At 38.3% G+C, this 19,167-nt stretch carries 21 protein-coding genes; 16 read left to right on the top strand and 5 right to left on the bottom strand.

Annotated elements, in window-relative coordinates:
• The first annotated feature begins 45 nt into the window (after window positions 1-45).
• On the top strand, window positions 46-876 hold the full coding sequence (locus tag M9R32_RS05685) for an STAS domain-containing protein (protein ID WP_269925766.1): 831 nt from the start codon (window positions 46-48) through the stop codon (window positions 874-876).
• Between the two features lie 145 nt (window positions 877-1,021).
• Here M9R32_RS05685 and M9R32_RS05680 read toward each other — a convergent pair whose 3' ends face one another.
• Window positions 1,022-1,165 (bottom strand): hypothetical protein, encoded by a 144-nt coding sequence (locus M9R32_RS05680; RefSeq protein ID WP_269925765.1) that lies wholly within the window; start codon window positions 1,163-1,165, stop codon window positions 1,022-1,024.
• A gap of 259 nt (window positions 1,166-1,424) precedes the next feature.
• On the opposite strand from M9R32_RS05680, the gene M9R32_RS05675 reads away from it, so the two are divergent.
• Window positions 1,425-2,714, top strand: coding sequence for a YflT domain-containing protein (locus M9R32_RS05675; protein WP_269925764.1), 1,290 nt, complete (start codon window positions 1,425-1,427; stop codon window positions 2,712-2,714).
• A 232-nt stretch (window positions 2,715-2,946) separates the two neighbouring features.
• Window positions 2,947-3,912: a sensor domain-containing diguanylate cyclase gene (locus M9R32_RS05670; protein WP_269925763.1), complete on the top strand. Its 966-nt coding sequence runs from the start codon at window positions 2,947-2,949 to the stop codon at window positions 3,910-3,912.
• 6 nt (window positions 3,913-3,918) lie between these two features.
• Here the strand turns inward: M9R32_RS05670 and brnQ are convergent, their stop codons facing one another.
• Complete coding sequence (gene brnQ / locus M9R32_RS05665) at window positions 3,919-5,238, bottom strand: branched-chain amino acid transport system II carrier protein (RefSeq protein ID WP_269925762.1); 1,320 nt, start codon at window positions 5,236-5,238, stop codon at window positions 3,919-3,921.
• 455 nt (window positions 5,239-5,693) lie between these two features.
• On the opposite strand from brnQ, the gene M9R32_RS05660 reads away from it, so the two are divergent.
• From M9R32_RS05660 to M9R32_RS05635, 6 genes are all read left to right on the top strand, one after another.
• Window positions 5,694-6,260, top strand: coding sequence for a C40 family peptidase (locus tag M9R32_RS05660; protein WP_269925761.1), 567 nt, complete (start codon window positions 5,694-5,696; stop codon window positions 6,258-6,260).
• A 320-nt stretch (window positions 6,261-6,580) separates the two neighbouring features.
• Entirely contained in the window at window positions 6,581-7,195 is a 615-nt protein-coding gene (locus M9R32_RS05655) for a 3'-5' exonuclease (protein WP_269925760.1), read from the top strand.
• Window positions 7,196-7,324: 129 nt separating this feature from the next.
• Window positions 7,325-7,759 (top strand): MarR family winged helix-turn-helix transcriptional regulator, encoded by a 435-nt coding sequence (locus tag M9R32_RS05650; RefSeq protein WP_269925759.1) that lies wholly within the window; start codon window positions 7,325-7,327, stop codon window positions 7,757-7,759.
• Window positions 7,760-7,938: 179 nt separating this feature from the next.
• Window positions 7,939-8,205 carry a YhdT family protein gene (locus M9R32_RS05645; protein ID WP_269925758.1) on the top strand — a complete coding sequence of 89 codons (267 nt, stop codon included), beginning with the start codon at window positions 7,939-7,941 and terminating at the stop codon, window positions 8,203-8,205.
• Entirely contained in the window at window positions 8,202-9,650 is a 1,449-nt protein-coding gene (gene panF, locus M9R32_RS05640; protein WP_269925757.1) for a sodium/pantothenate symporter, read from the top strand. The genes M9R32_RS05645 and panF overlap by 4 nt, the downstream gene beginning before the upstream one ends.
• Before the next feature lie 86 nt (window positions 9,651-9,736).
• Window positions 9,737-10,657, top strand: a complete 921-nt coding sequence (locus tag M9R32_RS05635) for a DMT family transporter (RefSeq protein WP_269925756.1) — start codon at window positions 9,737-9,739, stop codon at window positions 10,655-10,657.
• Between the two features lie 128 nt (window positions 10,658-10,785).
• Here the strand turns inward: M9R32_RS05635 and M9R32_RS05630 are convergent, their stop codons facing one another.
• Window positions 10,786-11,013, bottom strand: coding sequence for a hypothetical protein (locus M9R32_RS05630; protein ID WP_269925755.1), 228 nt, complete (start codon window positions 11,011-11,013; stop codon window positions 10,786-10,788).
• 58 nt (window positions 11,014-11,071) lie between these two features.
• Window positions 11,072-11,626 (bottom strand): helix-turn-helix domain-containing protein, encoded by a 555-nt coding sequence (locus M9R32_RS05625; RefSeq protein ID WP_269925754.1) that lies wholly within the window; start codon window positions 11,624-11,626, stop codon window positions 11,072-11,074.
• Window positions 11,627-11,913: 287 nt separating this feature from the next.
• Between M9R32_RS05625 and M9R32_RS05620 the strand changes: the two genes are divergently transcribed.
• The 5 genes from M9R32_RS05620 to M9R32_RS05600 all read left to right on the top strand — a co-directional run bounded on the left by M9R32_RS05620 (window position 11,914) and on the right by M9R32_RS05600 (window position 16,021).
• Window positions 11,914-12,573 (top strand): GntR family transcriptional regulator, encoded by a 660-nt coding sequence (locus M9R32_RS05620; RefSeq protein WP_269925753.1) that lies wholly within the window; start codon window positions 11,914-11,916, stop codon window positions 12,571-12,573.
• 7 nt (window positions 12,574-12,580) lie between these two features.
• Window positions 12,581-13,747: an aminotransferase class I/II-fold pyridoxal phosphate-dependent enzyme gene (locus M9R32_RS05615; RefSeq protein ID WP_269925752.1), complete on the top strand. Its 1,167-nt coding sequence runs from the start codon at window positions 12,581-12,583 to the stop codon at window positions 13,745-13,747.
• 60 nt (window positions 13,748-13,807) lie between these two features.
• A complete protein-coding gene (locus tag M9R32_RS05610) occupies window positions 13,808-15,427 on the top strand; it encodes a M20/M25/M40 family metallo-hydrolase (protein ID WP_269925751.1) in 1,620 nt (539 codons plus the stop codon).
• Window positions 15,428-15,691: 264 nt separating this feature from the next.
• Complete coding sequence (locus M9R32_RS05605; RefSeq protein WP_269925750.1) at window positions 15,692-15,838, top strand: hypothetical protein; 147 nt, start codon at window positions 15,692-15,694, stop codon at window positions 15,836-15,838.
• A 51-nt stretch (window positions 15,839-15,889) separates the two neighbouring features.
• A complete protein-coding gene (locus M9R32_RS05600) occupies window positions 15,890-16,021 on the top strand; it encodes a hypothetical protein (protein WP_269925749.1) in 132 nt (43 codons plus the stop codon).
• A gap of 220 nt (window positions 16,022-16,241) precedes the next feature.
• Here M9R32_RS05600 and M9R32_RS05595 read toward each other — a convergent pair whose 3' ends face one another.
• The gene (locus tag M9R32_RS05595; RefSeq protein ID WP_269925748.1) at window positions 16,242-17,228 is read right to left on the bottom strand and encodes a nuclease-related domain-containing protein; all 987 of its coding nucleotides are present in this window, start codon (window positions 17,226-17,228) and stop codon (window positions 16,242-16,244) included.
• Window positions 17,229-17,439: 211 nt separating this feature from the next.
• Between M9R32_RS05595 and M9R32_RS05590 the strand changes: the two genes are divergently transcribed.
• Both M9R32_RS05590 and M9R32_RS05585 read left to right on the top strand, forming a co-directional pair.
• Window positions 17,440-18,489: an S-layer homology domain-containing protein gene (locus M9R32_RS05590; RefSeq protein WP_269925747.1), complete on the top strand. Its 1,050-nt coding sequence runs from the start codon at window positions 17,440-17,442 to the stop codon at window positions 18,487-18,489.
• Between the two features lie 167 nt (window positions 18,490-18,656).
• Window positions 18,657-19,118 carry a VanZ family protein gene (locus M9R32_RS05585; RefSeq protein WP_269925746.1) on the top strand — a complete coding sequence of 154 codons (462 nt, stop codon included), beginning with the start codon at window positions 18,657-18,659 and terminating at the stop codon, window positions 19,116-19,118.
• Window positions 19,119-19,167: the final 49 nt, after the last annotated feature.

The following is a 19,167-nucleotide window of genomic DNA, read 5'->3' as shown; positions in this document are numbered from 1 at the left end:
AATCGTAACAGAAAGGGATATATTATGAGAAGGAGAGACCTCAGCATGCATAAAAATATAGAACTACATAAGTACTTACTCAAACAAGCGAAGAAATTAACAGAGGATTGGTACTCTGCTATTGATAAGTCAACTGCTGTTGGTGTATACGCATCTACGAACGAAGAAGAGATTAAAAGACTAAAGGCTCAAAATTATAGTTTTCACGAAAATTTAATTCAAGTCTTTATTGAAGATGAAGATGAATTTTTCAAGACTTTTGAAAAATGGGTAAATGAAATTGCATCCGATTCAGGACATCAATCGACGCCAACTCACATTATTTTGCAAGAATTCCTGAATGTTCAAAATCAATACCTTTCTATCATTGAAAGTTTTGAGAGAGAGAATGAAGGAATCTATGAAAAAGATGAGATCTATTCATGGAATCATATTATCTTGAAAGCTTTCAGTAAAATCATGACCCGATTTGTGGAAGTGCATGACCAATTATCACTAAGACGTTTAAGAAGTCAACAAGAGTTAATTAACGAATTGAGTGCACCTGTTATTAAATTACATCAAGATATTGGATTGCTTCCGATTGTGGGAGAAATTGATACGCAAAGAGCTAAATATTTGCTAGAAAATACACTGATGGAATGTACAAAAAAAGCCATTAATCATCTATATGTGGATTTATCAGGAGTAAATGTAATCGATACAATGGTAGCCATGCAAATTTTCCAATTAATCGATGCGTTGAAGATTGTCGGTGTAAAAACAACATTATCCGGCGTTCGCCCGGAAATTGCCATGACAGCTATAAGTCTCGGCCTGAATTTTAAAGATATTCATATTACCGGTAATCTCGCTCAGGCTTTGCAAATGAAATAAATGTTTTATAGTAAAGATTCATATTGTTATTCCGTAAAATAGCTGCGCTTTCCGCGGGCATGTGCCGAATCCCCTCAAACTATGCGTTCGAGGGGATTTCGACACTTCGCTTATCCCGCTGGAGTCGCGGCTATTTTTTAATATCTCACAATGGTCCCACTGCAAAGGAGACATTTACAAAGTCAGCCTCGATTATTCCTACGTCAACGCTAATTTTTCCTACGTGAACCCCGATTATTCCTACGTCAACCCCGATGTTTCCTACGTCAACATCGATTATTACAACCAAGAGTTAGATTTCTCCTTACAGAATCGTCCCAACAGAAAGACCTTGGCGAAGTGACAGCATCACTTCGCCAGGGTCTTTTCGTTTGGATTATTGCCTGAGAAAAGATAGCGTCTGCGGTTAGTTAATCGGCACATAAAATATTGCTTAGAACACAGAGGTTTTTTGTTACAGACAAATTAAAACTTTTCAAAAGTGTTTAACATCAAAGAATGGTTGGGTAGATAGATGAAAAGCAAAACAAAAAATAGGAGGTAACACCATGAACTTTGAATCAAACCGTAAAATTGAAGTAGCTCGTACAGAAGATGAAATGTATGAAAAATTGGAACAGCTAAAAGCGCAGGGTTACTCAGAGAGTGATATTCATGTTATTTCAAAAGACCATGCACACATGAGTACTTTAAATCGCCATTCTGAAGTTTCAACGCATGAAGCGGGTACATTCATGGATAAATTTAAATCATGGTTTACTGGCGAAGATTCCGTTACTGAAGGATTACGAAAACTAGATTTGAATGAATCAGAAACCGAACGCTATTCCAAAGATGTAGCAAGCGGTGGGTTTGTGCTATATACCGATGCCTCACTGACTGAGAACGTAGTAGGCTCTCATCAAAATGAATTTGAAGAAGGTTATGATACGTTTGGATCTACAGGAAATAGCTACGAATCTTACCATGGGGAAGAGCGAGCAGTGCAGCCGACTGAACCTGGGTTTGAAGATAAAGCACGCAACGAAGCAGCATTCAATACTCAGTCAGATGTGTATACTTCATCTACACGTACAGAATTCGTAGAATCGCGATTTAATGAAGTAGATAAAACTGCAGACTCTACTACTTTTGGTGCCGATGAACCGAGAAGTGAAATGACTTTTGAAAGTACGAAAACTCCTCAAAGCGAATATGCAAAAGAACAGGGGTTTGAACCATCAACAAATGAGTTTGTTAATGAAACGGATGGCCGTTTTGATGAACCACAAGATCGTTTTGCTCGAGGTGAAACTTTCGCAACAGATCCATACATGGCAAGGGAAGAAGATCATATTGGTCATTCCATGCAGGAAGATAAAATGGTTCAAGAACATCGACCAACCCTTCAAGAAACAATTACTAATGAACAACAGACTGATGGTTTCCAATCACCAGGTGCAGACCCGAATTTAGGACCTGCCGCATTTGGTAGTGATGTTGAATATGAATTACCTACTGGGAATGTAAAGCACGATTTTGAAAAAGACCCCCGTATGGAAGAAGAACGCGTTTTTGGCACTGAATATACAGCTGGAAAGCATAATGAACCGACTAATCATGTGGAAAAAACTGCATTAAATGAGTTCAAATCAACAAACGATGCAGAGTACAAAGAAACAGGTTATGAAAATGAGGGGCATGGCAATGCATTTGCCTTCGACACGGATTCTACTAATAATGAAATGACCACAGGTGGTGTGGATGACGAAGAAGATATTTCAACTGATCGATATGAAGAACGTTTAAAACGCGATAAATATCGTAACGAAGTTCCACCAAACAATAAATTATTTTAATAAATGGTAGCCTAGCTACCTATACTATCGATATAAGGTGACCTCCTTATAGATAAACCCCTTACAGAATTCAGCGGCTGTAAGGGGTTTTGTGTGAATATCTTTAGAAAATCGTATAAAAGTGTCCCTTACATGATGGATTTACATTATATAGGTATTAAAACTTGTTACTATGAAATATTTACTAGAAAATAGAGAGACAGAAAAGGGAAGTTTTTAGGAGGGGTCAGAAATGGTTGCGAATCAAAGTACGCGATACTTTAGTAAATTAGATGAGGTTGCGGAAGAAGTAATTTCACTCTTAAGTGACACGATGGATGTGAATACGATTTTCTTGGCTAGTAATGACAAATACTCGAATTTTATTATAAAGGCTTTCAATAGAAAAGCGACCTTGCTCAGAAGTGGAGAAAGCACTCCATTTAAAGATGTTCTATGTAAGTTAGTAGTGGATAATGAATCACAACCCATTGTTATCAGTGATTTATCTAGCCATCCAAGGACGATTAATCATCCCGTCACCTTGAAAGTGAAAACTGGCTGCTTTATGGGTGCTCCTATTTATCAAGGAAATGGAGAAATATATGGTACTATATGTGCCTTTGATACAAAACCATATAATTTTAGTTCATATGATGTAAAGCTCATAAAAACGCTCAGTTCATTATTGAGTCAAACGTTGATTTTGGAGGACCTTATGGTTCATGATCATTTGACGGGCTTATATAATAATTTTTATTTAAAAGAATTCTTTCAACAGGAAATGAATAAAGGGAAAGCTTACAATCTTCTTTATATTGACCTGGACAATTTCAAAGAAGTAAATGATCAGTATGGACATCATATTGGCGATGAATTGTTAAAGAAAGTAGCTGCATTGTTCAAAAATCTAGTCCCAAATAACAGTGTATCGGTGCGTATTGGTGGTGATGAATTTGTCATACTTATTCCGGTTGTTTCTAACGAGATGAACGAGCCTTTGGAAACTGCTAACCGTATTTTAAAAGCGCTTACAGATGATAAAATTGAAGTGAATGAACACATATTAAACATCACAGCCAGTATAGGCATGACTTTTGCAGAACCGGGAAAAGAACTCGAGATTTTATTGAAAGAAGCAGACAGTGCGATGTATCAAGCGAAAAATAATGGAAGAAACATATTAAAAATTCATCAAAAAAATGAGAACCCCATTTAGGGATTCTCATTTTTTTATTTTATATAGAATGAAACCAATTAGCCCACCTAAGATGCCCGGTAATAGCCAACCAATTCCTTGTGTGTAAAGCGGGAGATGGACAAGCATATTCTCTGCAGCGTCAAATGTAATTCCTGCTGCTTTAAAGCCATCAAAAATACTGATGAAACTTGTAAATAGAAGGGCAAGTCCATAAACAATGGGTGCTCGATCAAATGCTTTGTCGAAAAAGGACAAAGCCATTAAGACGATTGCAAGAGGATATAATGCCAATAAAACAGGTACTGAAAAATTGATAAGCTGTGTTAAACCGACATTGGCAAATACTGCGCTAAAGCCAGCAAAAATAAAAACGAGCATTCGATAAGATACTTTAGGCAAAAGTTTTTCAAAGAATTGAGAAGCAGCAGCAACCAGCCCAATGGAAGTGGTCAAACAGGCAAAAGCGATAGTCATGGCTAAAATGATGCTTCCAAAGCTTCCGAATAATTCGTTTGAAGCCAAAGCTAATATGGAACCGCCATTATCTTGAATGCCGATTGCATCGACACTGGTTGCCCCAATATAACTTAAAGAAATATAGACTAGAGAGAGTCCAAAGGCTGCAATAACCCCAGCAATTATAGTGGATTTCACCAATAGTTTCTTTTCACGTACTCCTTTATCTTGCAGAGCATGAATGACGACTATTCCAAAAACCAACGCAGCTAAAACATCCATTGTTAAATAGCCTTGTAAAAAACTCTCAAAGAATGGGCTTTCTTTATAAGCTCCATGAGATGGACCGATTTTACCCATTGGGGATACGATACTTTTAATTGCCAAGAGCGCAATTACTACTATTAAGATAGGGGTTAGAATCTTGCCTATACGATCAACCAGTTTGGTAGGATTTAATGCAAACAAGACTGTAACGACAAAAAACAAAATACTAAACAGAAGCAAAGGCCATCTTTCTGCCAATAATGCTTCTGAAAGGAATGGAGCGACACCAATTTCAAATGATACGGTCGCTGTTCTCGGAATTGCAAAGAGAGGACCAATAACCAGATAAACCACTACAGTGAAAAGTAAGCCGAATAAGGGATGTACACGACTTGAAATTTCTTGTAAGTCTCCTCCTGATTTAGCAATAGCTATAACCGCCAGTAAAGGCAACCCGACGCCCGTAATCAAAAAGCCAAATATTGAAATGACAAGAGCTTCACCTGATAGCTGACCCAATAATGGCGGGAAAATGATGTTTCCAGCACCTAGGAACAAAGCAAATAACATTAGGCCAACAATAATGTTTTCTCCTGTGGTTAAAGTATTATTTGGTTTCATTTATATAAAACTCCTTTTAATTAGACAATTAACAAAAACTTATTATACATGAAGCGCTTACATTTAACTAACGAAATTATGACAAATGCGAGAAAATTCAATACTCTAGAGAAAATTTAGAACAAAGAAGGAAGAAACTGTTATAGATTAAAGGCCAAGGAACCATAAAGTTAAACTTTTCTACTATTTTTTCTTAACTCTGTATGTAATACTTCGTTTAGTTTTAATCTGGATTAATGAAAAATATCAAAATTGGTGAAGTTCAAATACATTTCGACTTTAAAATGACAATAGACTCCAAATATTTCCCGGGCAATAACATTGGAAATTCTATTAAATGACAATTTAGTTCGTAATAATAGTTAATTCTATTAAAAAACTTCTATTGACTGAATTTTTGTATTTTAATATGATGAGTATAAGTTTTCATAAAAAAACATAGGGGGATAGAGGTCGTGATAAAAAAATTAATCATAATTTGTCTCATGCTATCGATTTTCAGTTTAACTTTCAGTCCGATTGTAGATGCCAACAGTACGACAAAAACGCATATATCGACGATGGCACAGTTAAAGAAATCTGCCCTTTTTAAGAAAAAAACGCAATTAGTCGAACCTCTTGCTGGACCCATTTCCATATCAGGACAAGCAGTATATGCAAATATTGCTTCTATCGCTCCTGAATTTGTTGGTACGCCGTATGTATTCGGCGGAAAGACACCAGCGGGATTTGATTGCAGTGGATTCATACATTATGTTCATCAATTTGCAGGACTTGATTTACTGCGCATGAGCAGTGAGGATTATTACAAACAATCAACGAAAGTGAACGTGCCTGAAGTCGGAGATCTCGTTTTCTTTAAAGATACATATAAAACCGGCATCTCTCATATGGGTATTTATATGGGAGAGAACAAATTTGTCCATGCTGGTTCAAAGGGTGTAGAAATTACAAACCTCAGTAATACATATTGGCAACAACACTTTGTCGCATTCAAACGTTTTAATGCAGTAACAGAATAAATGAAAAAACCAGCACTGGATAGGAAGTCTCCAGTGCTGATTTTCATTTACGCTTTGTTAAACCTGTGTTGGTTTCCGTTCCAGACGGACTCTTCTGTTTTTTACCTTTCACTTGCGCTAACTTAATATTTCGGGTGAGACCCCCAACTAAAAAGCTGCTCTCTTAAATCTATCTTTCATGTTCACACCATCCCTGTTTTGCCAATCTTAGAAAAATATTTGACAATCATTCCAATACTTGCTTAGCATTTTATAGATTTGGGTATATAGTTCTTGCAGTGATTAGTCAGATAGTTGGAAGAGACTTGGAGGGAAGATAGATGGATGATCGACACATCGATGCGGCAGAGCTACTAAGACGAAAATCACGTCAACAATATTGGGCGTCAACCAGACGTACAGTACCTTCAAAGAAATATAATTCTTCCGTAAAAAAAGCGAAAGATTATGTCGTACTTGATTTTGAAACAACCGGTTTAAGACCTGGTGCAGATCAAATCATTCAAGTAGGAGCTGTGAAATATCGCCAACATGAACAAGTGGCCGTCATGAATCAACTGGTAAATCCTTTACGGGCAATTTCCTCCAGAATAACTTCATTAACAGGAATTTCAAATGAGATGGTCAGAAATGAACCGATTATTGATAACGTCATCGTTCAATTAATCGATTTCATAGGTGATTACCCAATTGTTGCGCATAATGCTTCATTCGATATGGGGTTTTTGTATGCGCTGGATGGTAGGGTCGAAGTTCCAATCTTTACAGTCATTGATACATTAAAGCTTGCTAGAAAAGTAATCAATAATACGCCTAATCATAAATTGACTACCTTGGCTCGATATTTGCGAATTGAACATAATGCACATGATGCAGTGGGCGATTGCCTTGTTACAGCGAAGATTTATCAATATTGTCTTACTCATTCCATTTAACAGAATTTTGTTGAATGGATTTTTTTTTTGAAAAGATGCTCATAAGGAAATTGACATTCATGAATAACGAGATTATCATACTCACGTGATTAAGTATCTAAACTATTCTATTTTTTTAAGGAGTTTAATATGGAAAATCGTAAAGATTTAATTATGGAATTCACTCGGTCTTTCCGCTATTTAATGAGAAGTGTTCGACAAGATTTTGCTGTAGTATTTGAAGGATATATTCCTTTTAATGAATTTACTGTTTTACGGACACTTGAAGATGACCGCACACTTCGTGTTTCCGATGTAGCACGTAGATTGAATTCGACGAATAGTTATGTCACGTTAACCAGTGAAAAATTAGTACAAAAAGGATATATCATTCGCGAACGAAACGATACAGACCGGCGGACGGTTTTTTTAACATTGACTGATGACGGTTTAACTCTCGTTAAAAAAATGGACGAAATTATGTATGTCTATTTCAACAAAACATTTGGAGGTATATCCAATGAAGAAATGAATCAAGTGATTAATATTCTTCAAAAAATCAAGCTAAATCAAGAGCTCAATTAGCATTTCAATCCTTAAGCAGAAGAAAAGTACATATTTCATGATGAATCCATACGAATGAACAATCATTTGTATGGTTTTTTTTGGCATAATAGGAGTACGTGTATTTTTGTTTTTTAGGATTTTGGAAGAATAAAATTTATGGGGATTACAGCGATTTGATTTTAATGGGAGGGATTTATGTGAAAAAACAAGACCCACGGTTCAAAATAGCACATCGCGAGGCCTTAATTGGTGTTGCGTTGGCCGTAGTTCATTTTATCTGGTGGTTTGGTTTTGCCTATGGGCTAGGCTCACGCCCTGTGGAAGAGTATACGTATATATTTGGACTACCAGATTGGTTTTTTTATAGTTGTGTCGTTGGATTTATCTTAATTTGCATTACTGTTATTTTATTAGCTAAGTTCGTGTTAAAAGATGTTTCGTTTGAAGAGGAGGATATGAAATGAATATGGCAGTTGTCTTACCAATGATCATTTTCCTGCTCATCATTTTCTTCATCGGCTATTACGCTTCAAAGAAAATATCTTCATCAAACAGTTTTTTACAGGAATATTTCTTAGGTGGTCGGGAGCTTGGTGGATTTGTATTGGCGATGACTATGGTTGCAACATATGGTAGTGCATCCAGTTTCCTTGGTGGTCCAGGTACGGCTTATACAATGGGCTTCGGATGGATTCTACTCGCCATGACACAAGTTGTCACCGGCTACTTTGTCTTATTGATTCTAGGGAAAAAGTTTGCCATTTTAGCTCGTCGGTACAATGCAGTGACATTAATTGATTTCTTGAAAATGCGTTACAAGAGTCCGATTGTCGTTCTGTTGTCTGCAGCGAGCATGATTATCTTTTTATTTTCTTCCATGACAGCACAGTGGGTAGGTGGGGGACGGTTAATTGAATCTTTAACAGGCTTGAACTACCACACAGCCTTGTTCATATTTGCGATTTCCGTATTGGTTTATGTGACAATTGGCGGTTTCCGCGCGGTTGCGTTGACGGATGCTGTTCAAGGTGGAGTGATGGTAATTGGAACACTCGTACTCCTGATCGGCGTAATCATTGCTGGAGGGGGGATTGACAATATTGTACAGGATCTCGTCAATGAAAACCCACGACTTGTTTCGCCATATGGATTTGACGGTAACCTGTCTATGGCCTATGTATCTTCCTTCTGGATATTAGTCGGAGTTGGGGTCGTTGGATTGCCACAAATGGCAGTTCGTGCGATGTCTTACAAAAACTCACGATCTATGCATAGAGCTTTGGTCATTGGAACAATCGTAACAGGATTTATCATGTTAAACATGCACTTGATTGGCGTTTTTGCACGACCTGTCCTACCAGGTATCGAAATTGGCGATAAAGTTATTCCGCTTATTGCGTTAGAAGTGTTACCAGCTTGGCTGGCTGGGATTGTTCTTGCCGCTCCAATGGCAGCCATCATGTCGACAGTTGATTCACTGCTCTTATTAGTTAGTTCATCAATCGTAAAAGATGTATATATTAACTATATTAAACCCGATGCTAGCGAAAAAACGATTAAACGCATGAGCTTCGGCATCACCGCAATTTTGGGTGTAATCGTGTTCTTGCTTGCGCTGAATCCACCCGATTTATTGATTTTTCTTAACTTATTCGCATTCGGCGGTCTAGAAGCAGCCTTTATATGGCCAGTAGTTCTAGGACTTTATTGGTCATACGGCAATAAATATGGTGCGATTGCCTCGATGGTAACGGGAATCGCAACTTATGTAGCGATCCATTTTTATAACCAATCGAATGGCAATTTGTTTGGCGTGCATACTGTGACACTTCCGATTGTCTTGTCACTTGTTTCATTTGTCCTCTTCAGTTTATTAATAAAGAGGGAACAGTACGATTTCGAGAAATAAATCATTTACTTTAGTAGGATAAAGTATTAAGATTGTTCTATTGTTTTTCGTAAAACGAAAGAAATGAATTGGTGAGGTGAAGCCACGTGAAACAATGGAAAATCTATGGCATACTCGTTTTCGTTATGTTCATATGGGGCTTTAATTTACCAGCCGTAAAATATTTAGTAAGCGAAGTGCGTCCTGTTACAATGACTGCCTTCCGTATATTTTTAGCCAGCTTGACCGTGTTTTCGATTTTGGCTGTATTCCGCATTGTCAGAAAACCGACCAAACAAGAATGGAAATTCATTGTCCTCGGAGCACTTCTGAACGTCGTGTGCCACCATTACTTTTTATCAATCGGACTGACGATGACGACCAGTTCAAATGCTGGTTTAATCCTCGGTACCGGTCCAGTATTAACCGCGGTATTGGTCTCATTAATTATGAGAATCTATCCTTCGAGACTGCAGTGGGTGGGTGTCATTCTCGGATTATTTGGCGTCAGTGCAACTGTACTTGCTGCTGGAGACGGAACATCTGGTTTATCTTTTGGTGATGTTTTCGTGTTTCTATCTATCTTGACGCAAGTATTCAGCTACATGGTAATTAGTAAAGCCGCAAAAACACTGGATCCGAGATTACTTACAGCCTATATGTTCTTAATCGGATCACTTGTATTATTCCTGATCAGCTTGTTCCAGGAACCTGGTGAAATCCAAGCCTTCTTTAATGTTCCACCGATGTTTTGGGTTGCGTTCTTTGGAAGCGGCATGATTGGAACAGCTGTTGGGCATATGCTTTATAACTATTCAGTAGGAAAAGCCGGTCCTTCTAAAGCCGCCATTTTCATGAACTTAAACACGCTGTTCACATTAGTGGGTTCGTCCGTATTTTTAAATGAAGACATCACAAGCCGCCACATTTTCGGACTTGTTTTGATCGTCGCAGGAGTAATACTCGGCTCAGGTGCTGCCGAAGACATATGGCGAAAATATAAATTAAAAAAATCCCTCTCGGAGTGAGAAGGATCTTAAATGAGGGTCTTCCAAGAAAACGGAAGGCTCTTTTTTTGTTGGAACGCGAATAGCCGGTACGCGAACGTGAATAGGCGTCGCAAACTCAAAAAAAACCACTCCCAAAATGGAAGTGGTCAGAAGCCGGTTTTATTCATTCGATCGGCAACTTTGTACGCGTCGTAAATTCCCCAAATCCATACAAGAGGGAAAGTGATGAAGCCAATTAATACGAACATCAACAATGAGTTGAGAATTTGAACGCCAATCAAGATTAAGCCTTTCATGATTTGTCCGTTATATATTTGACCGACACCGGTCCAAAAGAAACTTAATACGGCGGCAATGCCAGGGTTTTTTAACATAGATGATACCTCCTTATAATTCCGATACTTAAGTATACGGATGACAACGGAAAAAGATTCAAAAAGGATGCGTCATTGCCCATATAGCTGTTGCTGTCTCGGAACCCGCATTTTCGAATCGGTGAGGGAGGTTGCTATTGAAGTAAATACTGTCTCCTTCAAAAAGCTCATAAACTTCTCCATCCACCTCTACCCGAATTTGCCCAGTTAGTAAATAACCACATTCTTCTCCGGTATGAAACATCAGTGGATTATCTGTGTATTCACCTGGCTCTAAAATCAATTTAAAAAAGTTGATCTGTTTGCCCTGAGGAGGAGAGAGGTGTTGATATGTCACATTCGGACGCAGTTGTTTCATTTCCGGTTGTTCATTATTACGCAGCACCGTGACGATTTCCTGCTCATCTTCTTCAAAGAAAGTGAAGACAGGAACTTTCAAGCAATAACTCATTCTCCATAAAGTCTCTAGAGAAGGAGAGACTTGTCCTCGTTCTATTTGAGAAATCATACTTTGACTAACTCCAGCTTTTTTCGCTAAATCATCCGCAGTGAACCCTAATGATTTTCTTAAGTATCTTATTCTCTTACCAACTTCCTCTTTTGGAAAGTCCATGTACTCAACCCCATTCACTCACATAATGACGTATTCTATCTATTATCTACTATTTTACACAAATTGCTAATAAATGGCTTGAAAATATTAATAATTCTTAATAAATAATTATTTATTTTTATATAATATCCTGGATATTTAAAAATTTAAATAAGTACGCTCTCAAAAAACGCTAAATTGTATCAAAATCTCTCAAATAATCTCTCTATACTTTAATACAACACTACGTTATAATCCGCATATACTGTATACAGAATACAATCGAACTTAAAAGAGGATGACATCTGTTGAGGAAGATAAAAAAACCTGATTCGTTAGCGGATCAAGCTTATGATTTAATACGTAAAGATATTTTGACGGGGACGCTCGCACCGAACGAAGAACTGCGTGAAGAAAAATTCGCCTTGGAACTCGGAATAAGCCGGACCCCTCTTCGTGAAGCCATTCGTCGTTTGGCAACGGATGGACTCGTAGTTTTACAAAGTGGAAAACCTGCCATTGTTTCATCATTCACGAAAGAGGATGCACTTCATCATATGGAAGTACGGAAGCTACTTGAAACGTATAATATTGAGCAGATTGCCAAGTTAACGACACCCGATTTTCTTAAATCATTGAAAAGCAATCTTAAACTTCAAAAACGGGCAGCGGATAAAAATGACTTTCATGAATTTATTGAACTGGATCGGGAGTTTCATTTACTATTGGCGGATCAAAATCCGAATACAAAATTATGTGAAATGATTTATGCGGTCAATACGGGTGTTAATCGTGCCTTTTTAATCCTTGCGAATACGTATCCCGTTTCTGCAATGGAGGCGAGCGGGGAACATGAAGACATCGTCAACGCGCTCGAACAGCAAGACGGAACAGCTGCAATAAATGCCATGACCGAACATATGGATAATATTGAACGAAGATTTCTTCATTACTATGAGAAGGGTTGAAGATCCCATGCCACTTACAATAAACGAACGTATTACCAAAATTGCCGTATCAGGCATCCGTCAGTTTTCCAACCAGCTCGTCCATTATCCGGACGCAGTAAATTTAACGATCGGCCAGCCCGATTTCCCAACACCTGAAGCCGTCAAACAAGCAGGCATCGCCGCTATTTCGAATGACTTGACTGGCTATTCCCATAATGCCGGCATGATTGAGCTGCGCAATGCGGTTAGTCGCTTTTTCATGGAAAAATATCAATTTGCCTATAAAGCAGACACAGAAATTATCGTCACAATCGGAGCAAGCGAAGCCATTGACGCAGTCTTTCGGACCATCCTCGAAGAAGGAGACGAAGTGATTTTACCGGCGCCTTGCTATACGGGGTACGCTCCGATTATTACGATGTGCGGCGCAAAGGTAAAGTATCTGGATACTTCAGATACAGGCTTCCAACCTTCTCCTGAACGATTAAAAGGGTTGATTACAGAGAAGACGAAGGCTGTCCTATTCAATTTTCCGTCGAATCCAACGGGTGTCACCATTGATTCCAAGCAAATGGATGCATTAGCAGAAGTGCTGAAAGAACAAGACATCTATGTATTATCCGACGAAATATACAGTGAAAACACGTTTTCGGGTGAACATCGTTCATTTGGGTCGTATCCAGAGTTACGGGATCGACTATTCCTGATACATGGCTTATCAAAATCGCATTCCATGACAGGCTGGCGCATCGGATTTTTATTAGGTCCGGAATCACTTATGCAACAATGCATCAAAATTCACCAATATAATTCCGTCTGTGCACCGGTGCCAAGTCAATATGCAGCCATCGAGGCACTGGGCGATAGCAAGGATGTTCCTGCTGAAATGAATAAAGAATACATCGTCCGCCGAGATTATGTATACGGTCGATTGATCGATATGGGACTGGACGTAGTAAAACCAAATGGTGCATTTTATATTTTTCCTTCTATTAAAGAATTCGGTATGTCGTCATTCGATTTTGCGACCAAGCTTTTGAAAGAAGGTGGCGTTGCATGTGTACCGGGCAGTGCCTTTAGTGAATACGGGGAAGGATTCATCCGTATTTCCTATGCCTATGCCATGCCGGTATTAGAAAAAGGATTAGACCGGATGGAAGCATTCATTTCTAAACAAAGACAGGTACTTTAATTCAATTAGAATTTGTATCATTCCAAAAGATAGAGGGCTTAAAAACAGGAGGAATACATCATGACAGAACTTATGTGGTCGACACCAGAAGCACTCCGAACCTTGTTATGTGAAGTGGTCAGTTGGAAAAGTATGACGCTATCAGATGGGGAGCGGGAGTTTCCTTTCAAAGTCCAATCAAAACTGCAGGATATTCCATACTTCCATGATAATCATAAAAATATTGAATTAAGCGAAGCCGATTTTGGACGAAAGTTCCTTACCGCATTATATAAACATCCGGAAGCAAAAGAAACGATTGTGCTGATCAGTCATTTCGATACGGTCAATACCGAAGAATACGGGGACCTGGAAGCATTGGCTTTTGAACCGGAAATGTTGACGAAAGCATTGTTGGATGTAAAAGATGAATTACCGGAAGACGCCCGTCTTGATTTGGAGTCAGGTAATTACTTATTTGGCCGTGGCACGATGGATATGAAGATGGGACTCGTATTGCACATGAGTCTCATTGAAAAAGCGTCTCATGAAGAATGGCCGGTCAATATTATTTTATTGACGGTACCAGATGAAGAAGTAAATAGTTCGGGAATGAGAGCGGCTGTGTCCAAATTGATTGATTACCGAACGCAGCATCACCTCACATACAAGTTGTTTTTAAATAGCGAGCCAATCTTTGCACAACAACCCGGTGATGATAAATATTATTTGTATTCAGGTTCAATCGGAAAGATAATGCCTTCTGCTCTTTTTTATGGCATGGAGACACATGTCGGGGAACCACTTAGTGGGATTACGGCAAATTATATTGCCTCTTTTTTAACACAACGTATGGAGTTTAATCCGTTATTTCAAGAAACTGTTTTAGGTGAGAAAACGCCACTGCCTGTGACGATTCAACAAAAAGATTTAAAGATGGAGTATTCGGCACAGACGCCTTACCGTGCAAAGGCTTTATACAATGTATTTCTGATGAAACGCAATGCGGCTGAAATTATGTCGATCTTTGAAGGGGTTGCGAATGAAGCGGCAGATGAGTGCAACAAAAGTTATCAAGCAGTATGTACACGTGAAGGTGTAGAACCGGTTGGTGACATTCGCGTCTTGAAGTACGAAGAGTTGATGAATCACGCAGTTGCGAAATTTGGAAATGATTATGTGGAATCGGTTAAAACGACGGTTCGTGATCATCAGGAATGGGATGACCGGGAAAAATCTTTCCGCATTGTCGATACACTGATGATTCAGTGCCAAGAGTTAGCGCCAGCCATTGTCTTACTGTTCGCACCTCCGTATTATCCGGCGGTCAATACAAGTGACGACCCATTGGTGAAAGAGTGTGTCGAATTTGTAAAAGAACTGGGTCAAACAGAATTCAATCTAAATATAGAACAAATCCATTATTTTAACGGAATTTCCGATTTGAGTTACGTTAACTACGAAGATACAACTGGAGGCTGGCAAGTGTTTGAAGCCAACACACCAGTCTGGGGTGATTCGTATTCCATTCCCTTTAATGAAATGCGTTTACTGAAAGCACCAGTACTCAACGTTGGACCTTTCGGAAAAGATGCGCATAAACGCACGGAGCGCCTGCACATTCAAAGTGCATTCGTTGAATTACCACAGTTACTCGAGAATCTGGTCAAAAATGTACTCACGGAAAAAATTGAAGCTTGATTCCGTCCCTCACTCTGAATGGAGTGGGGGTTTTTGTGGTGTTTGGGGGTTTATCGAGGAATCGCGGGTGGATATCACGAAAAGTCATAGTGATATCAAGAAAAGTGAAGGGGATATCGAGAAATCACTTCCACTTATCAAGAAAAGTCTTATACATATCAAGAAATCCATTGAAATAGGAGGATGAAACGTGCTTGAAATGGTGACATTTGGGGAACCAAATGTCACGTTGCTGTGGTGAAGGGGGTTATCGAGGAAACGCGGGTGAATATCGCGAAAACTCATCATGATATCAAGAAAAGTGAAGGGGATATCGAGAAAACACTTCCACTTATCAAGAAAAGTCCTATACATATCAAGAAATCCATTGAAATTGGTAAGGTGAAACGTGCTAAAAATGGTGACATTTGACGAGCCAAATGTCACGTTGCTGTGGTGAATGGGTTTATCGAGGAATCGCGGGTGAATATCGCGAAAAGTCATCGTGATATCAAGAAAAGTGAAGGGGATATCGGGAAATCACTTCCACTTATCAAGAAAAGTCCTATAAAGATCAAGAAATCCATTGAAATTGGTAAGATGAAACGTGCTTGAAATGTGACATTTGGCGAGCCAAATGTCACGTTGCTATGGTAAGGGGTTTATCAAGGAATAGCGGGTGGATATCGAGAAAAGTCATCGTGATATCAAGAAAAGTTGAAGGGGATATCGAGAAATCACTTCCATTTATCAAGAAAAGTCCTATACATATCAAGAAAGTAATTAACGGCAGAAAAAAGCTTCTGAAATATATCAGAAGCTCCCGGAAACATTATTACTTAGTATTGTTACTTAAAAATAATAGTTTTTCATATTCATTGACATGATAAACTCTTCCTTTGTTACGACCGGTAAAAGGAAAGCCTGATAATTTCATGTAATATTGAACTCGATAGGAATCTAATATTCCTGAAAGTAATCGAACATCCTTATTGGTTACATGGCTATCAAATAAAGTGAACCAATCAATCATGGTCTCCTTAACAGGGTTTTCTGAAACGATTGAACATGATGGGCAGACATAATGTCGGCTATTCTTTTTATATAGTTGAATATCGCAATGAGAACAATAAACTCCTTGAGTCAGCTCAGAAGGTAGGATGCCATATTGCTGACAAAGAGTGTTTCTTTTAAATGATTTGTTAACATCAATTAATTTTTTTGAAAGAGAATTAAACTCATTGGAATTCATTAACAAAGGAAGTTTATTTAAATTGCGAATGATTTGTGGCAATTCTTTTGCAAAATGCACACCACGGCCTTCCGCTCCAAGCAAGATTGTTGATGCATATGGGAAAATGACGACTCGATGGACTGGATGATTAATGCCCTTTAAGTGAAACCAATCCTTCAAATTTTCTTTATAGTATTCTGCTTGAACAATCGGGCAATCCATTGATCTAACAATGCTATCTTTGGTTTGAATGGTCTGTCCTGTTTGTTGAAAAGAAATTGAGCCACTCCAGTTTTTCACTTCAATTACTAGAGCATAAGCTGGTGTGAAAACCAAGATGTCAATTTGAGATGAAGGGATATTTTTTTCACAAAGTCGAAAGTTTGGGAAAATCGAGTGGGGGATTGGGAAATGAATATTTTTTAAAACAGAATCAATATATTTTTCTCCACTATAACCAGCATTAGAATTGTAAAGTTCCTGGTGGATGGAATTGTGTTGGGGATGGTTTATCGATATTCGACGAATCAATCGTCTGAGTGCAAATAGTGATTTAGGCATTTCCCTCTTAAGTTGTATAAAAATCAACTCCTTTTGATGAATTTATCAAATATTATGACATCTTACAAGCTATTAAGTATTCCCTTCCTATTCTGCTAAAATAATATAAACTAAGTATTTATACCATTAATCTTCAATAATCTGCCAATCATTTAGATTTATTTACCTGCCACCTTTTCCTCATTTAAAATATTGGATTATTTGGTAGAGTAATTAAAAACAGAGAGGACGTGGGAGAATGAAACCCATGAAGTTTATTGTTGCGACAATACTCGCAATAACTTTGTTCATTCCGACAAGTAGCCAAGCTGCTGGTTTTCCGGATGTTTCAACGAGCCATTGGGCATATAGCTCAATTGAAAAACTTTCAAATGCTAAAATTATTAATGGATATAGTAATGGTATGTTTGGTCCAAACAACCAAGTTTCCCGTGCACAAGCCGCAAAAATATTGGCAAATGCTTTGAAACTGCCGCTTGATTCTACCTTTAAAACTAGTTATCAAGATGTACCTTCTACACACTGGGCATATAAAGAAATCCGCGCATTGACAGAAAAAGGTGTTTTTTCAAATACGACTACTTTTAATCCAGATGCGCCATTAAGTCGTGCGCAAATGGCTAAACTATTAGTCGTTGCTTACCAGATTAAAATTGACGATCATCACCAAGTAACATTTAGAGACGTGCTTCAAGACAATTGGAAACCTTTTATTATAACGCTAGCGGAAGTAAAGATTTCTGAAGGAGTGTCGTGGAACTATTTCAGTCCTTATGCAAAAGTGACGCGTGCACAATTGTCGGTTTTCATTGATCGGGCGATTATTTGGGATCAAAAAAGAGATTCAGGTGTAATTAAATACGACAGCACAAACAAAGTTTATGTAGATTCAACACTTTCCATAAACGACACGGCCATTCAAACTGTTCACTTAGTTAATCTTGAACGCGCAAAAGCGGGACTACCAGCATTGGTTGCTGACGCACCGTTATCGAAAATCGCTACTGTAAAAGCTGAAGATATGGTTAAGAACAATTATTTCGATCATATCTCACCGACTTACGGAAAACCTTGGGATATGGCAAAACAATTCGGTTATAGTTACAGCAGTTTTGGAGAAAATATTGCTTACGGTCAGAAAACTCCTCAGGAAGTTGTGACTGCCTGGATGAATTCTCCTGGACATAAAGCCAATATATTGAACAAAGACTATACCAACATCGGTGCTGGTATAAAGAAAGATGCAAATGGCCGTATTTATTGGGTTCATATGTTTTCCAAAAAATAAAATTCAGATCTTCAGTGGCAGTCGAAATCCGGCTGCCACTTTTCTATGTATTGAAGATGGATTGCTCTATCAATTTGCAGTGGTCACTACACAAATTTTTCAGCTAACGTCACCTCTACCTAACTAGAAACACCACCCATGCTAGAAATTGTGCTAAACTGGAAACTATGAAAAAGTACATTTTATTTATCCTCATCCTTATGGCACTATTTTATTCTTCTGCACAAACTTATGAAGAACAATCATTAATTCCAGACTTAATGAGATGGCTTCCGAATGAGCCTTTTAAAGATGTATTATCGCTGTTGCAGATTCCTTATTGGGGAACAATCGTTTCTGTGGAAGAACGAGGATACCATGCGTTTATCGAGTTTTTAATCAGAAAAGGAGCACATGTTGTTATTTTTGGTGCTCTTGCAATTGCAGCCTATATCATGGTGCGGCGCTTTAGGTTAGCGTTTATTCTTACTGTAGTGCTGGCGGTTGCTGACGAATTCCATCAATCTCTGACAGGCGGCCGGACGCCAACCATTCATGATGTTTTACTGGATTCAATTGGAGCGGGTTTGGCATTAGTCATCGTTTATTTAATGCCCAAGAATAGCTTTAAAAAAGAGAAGTCCCATTAACAAAGGGACTTCTCTTTTATTATAGGAAGAAACCGCTTACAAAAAAATA

The organism is Paenisporosarcina quisquiliarum, from assembly GCF_027563315.1.
Classification (GTDB): Bacteria; Bacillota; Bacilli; order Bacillales_A; family Planococcaceae; genus Paenisporosarcina; species Paenisporosarcina quisquiliarum.
This window is presented reverse-complemented; position numbering and strand designations above follow the sequence as displayed.

What these genes read in the sequence shown, in the direction of transcription:
- M9R32_RS05685 (WP_269925766.1), top strand. Translation starts at nt 46, where the DNA reads ATGCATAAAAATATAGAACTACATAAGTACTTACTCAAACAAGCGAAG.
- M9R32_RS05675 (WP_269925764.1), top strand. Translation starts at nt 1,425, where the DNA reads ATGAACTTTGAATCAAACCGTAAAATTGAAGTAGCTCGTACAGAAGAT.
- M9R32_RS05670 (WP_269925763.1), top strand. Translation starts at nt 2,947, where the DNA reads ATGGTTGCGAATCAAAGTACGCGATACTTTAGTAAATTAGATGAGGTT.
- brnQ (WP_269925762.1), bottom strand. Translation starts at nt 5,238, where the DNA reads ATGAAACCAAATAATACTTTAACCACAGGAGAAAACATTATTGTTGGC.
- M9R32_RS05655 (WP_269925760.1), top strand. Translation starts at nt 6,581, where the DNA reads ATGGATGATCGACACATCGATGCGGCAGAGCTACTAAGACGAAAATCA.
- M9R32_RS05650 (WP_269925759.1), top strand. Translation starts at nt 7,325, where the DNA reads ATGGAAAATCGTAAAGATTTAATTATGGAATTCACTCGGTCTTTCCGC.
- panF (WP_269925757.1), top strand. Translation starts at nt 8,202, where the DNA reads ATGAATATGGCAGTTGTCTTACCAATGATCATTTTCCTGCTCATCATT.
- M9R32_RS05630 (WP_269925755.1), bottom strand. Translation starts at nt 11,013, where the DNA reads ATGTTAAAAAACCCTGGCATTGCCGCCGTATTAAGTTTCTTTTGGACC.
- M9R32_RS05625 (WP_269925754.1), bottom strand. Translation starts at nt 11,626, where the DNA reads ATGGACTTTCCAAAAGAGGAAGTTGGTAAGAGAATAAGATACTTAAGA.
- M9R32_RS05615 (WP_269925752.1), top strand. Translation starts at nt 12,581, where the DNA reads ATGCCACTTACAATAAACGAACGTATTACCAAAATTGCCGTATCAGGC.
- M9R32_RS05610 (WP_269925751.1), top strand. Translation starts at nt 13,808, where the DNA reads ATGACAGAACTTATGTGGTCGACACCAGAAGCACTCCGAACCTTGTTA.
- M9R32_RS05590 (WP_269925747.1), top strand. Translation starts at nt 17,440, where the DNA reads ATGAAACCCATGAAGTTTATTGTTGCGACAATACTCGCAATAACTTTG.
- M9R32_RS05585 (WP_269925746.1), top strand. Translation starts at nt 18,657, where the DNA reads ATGAAAAAGTACATTTTATTTATCCTCATCCTTATGGCACTATTTTAT.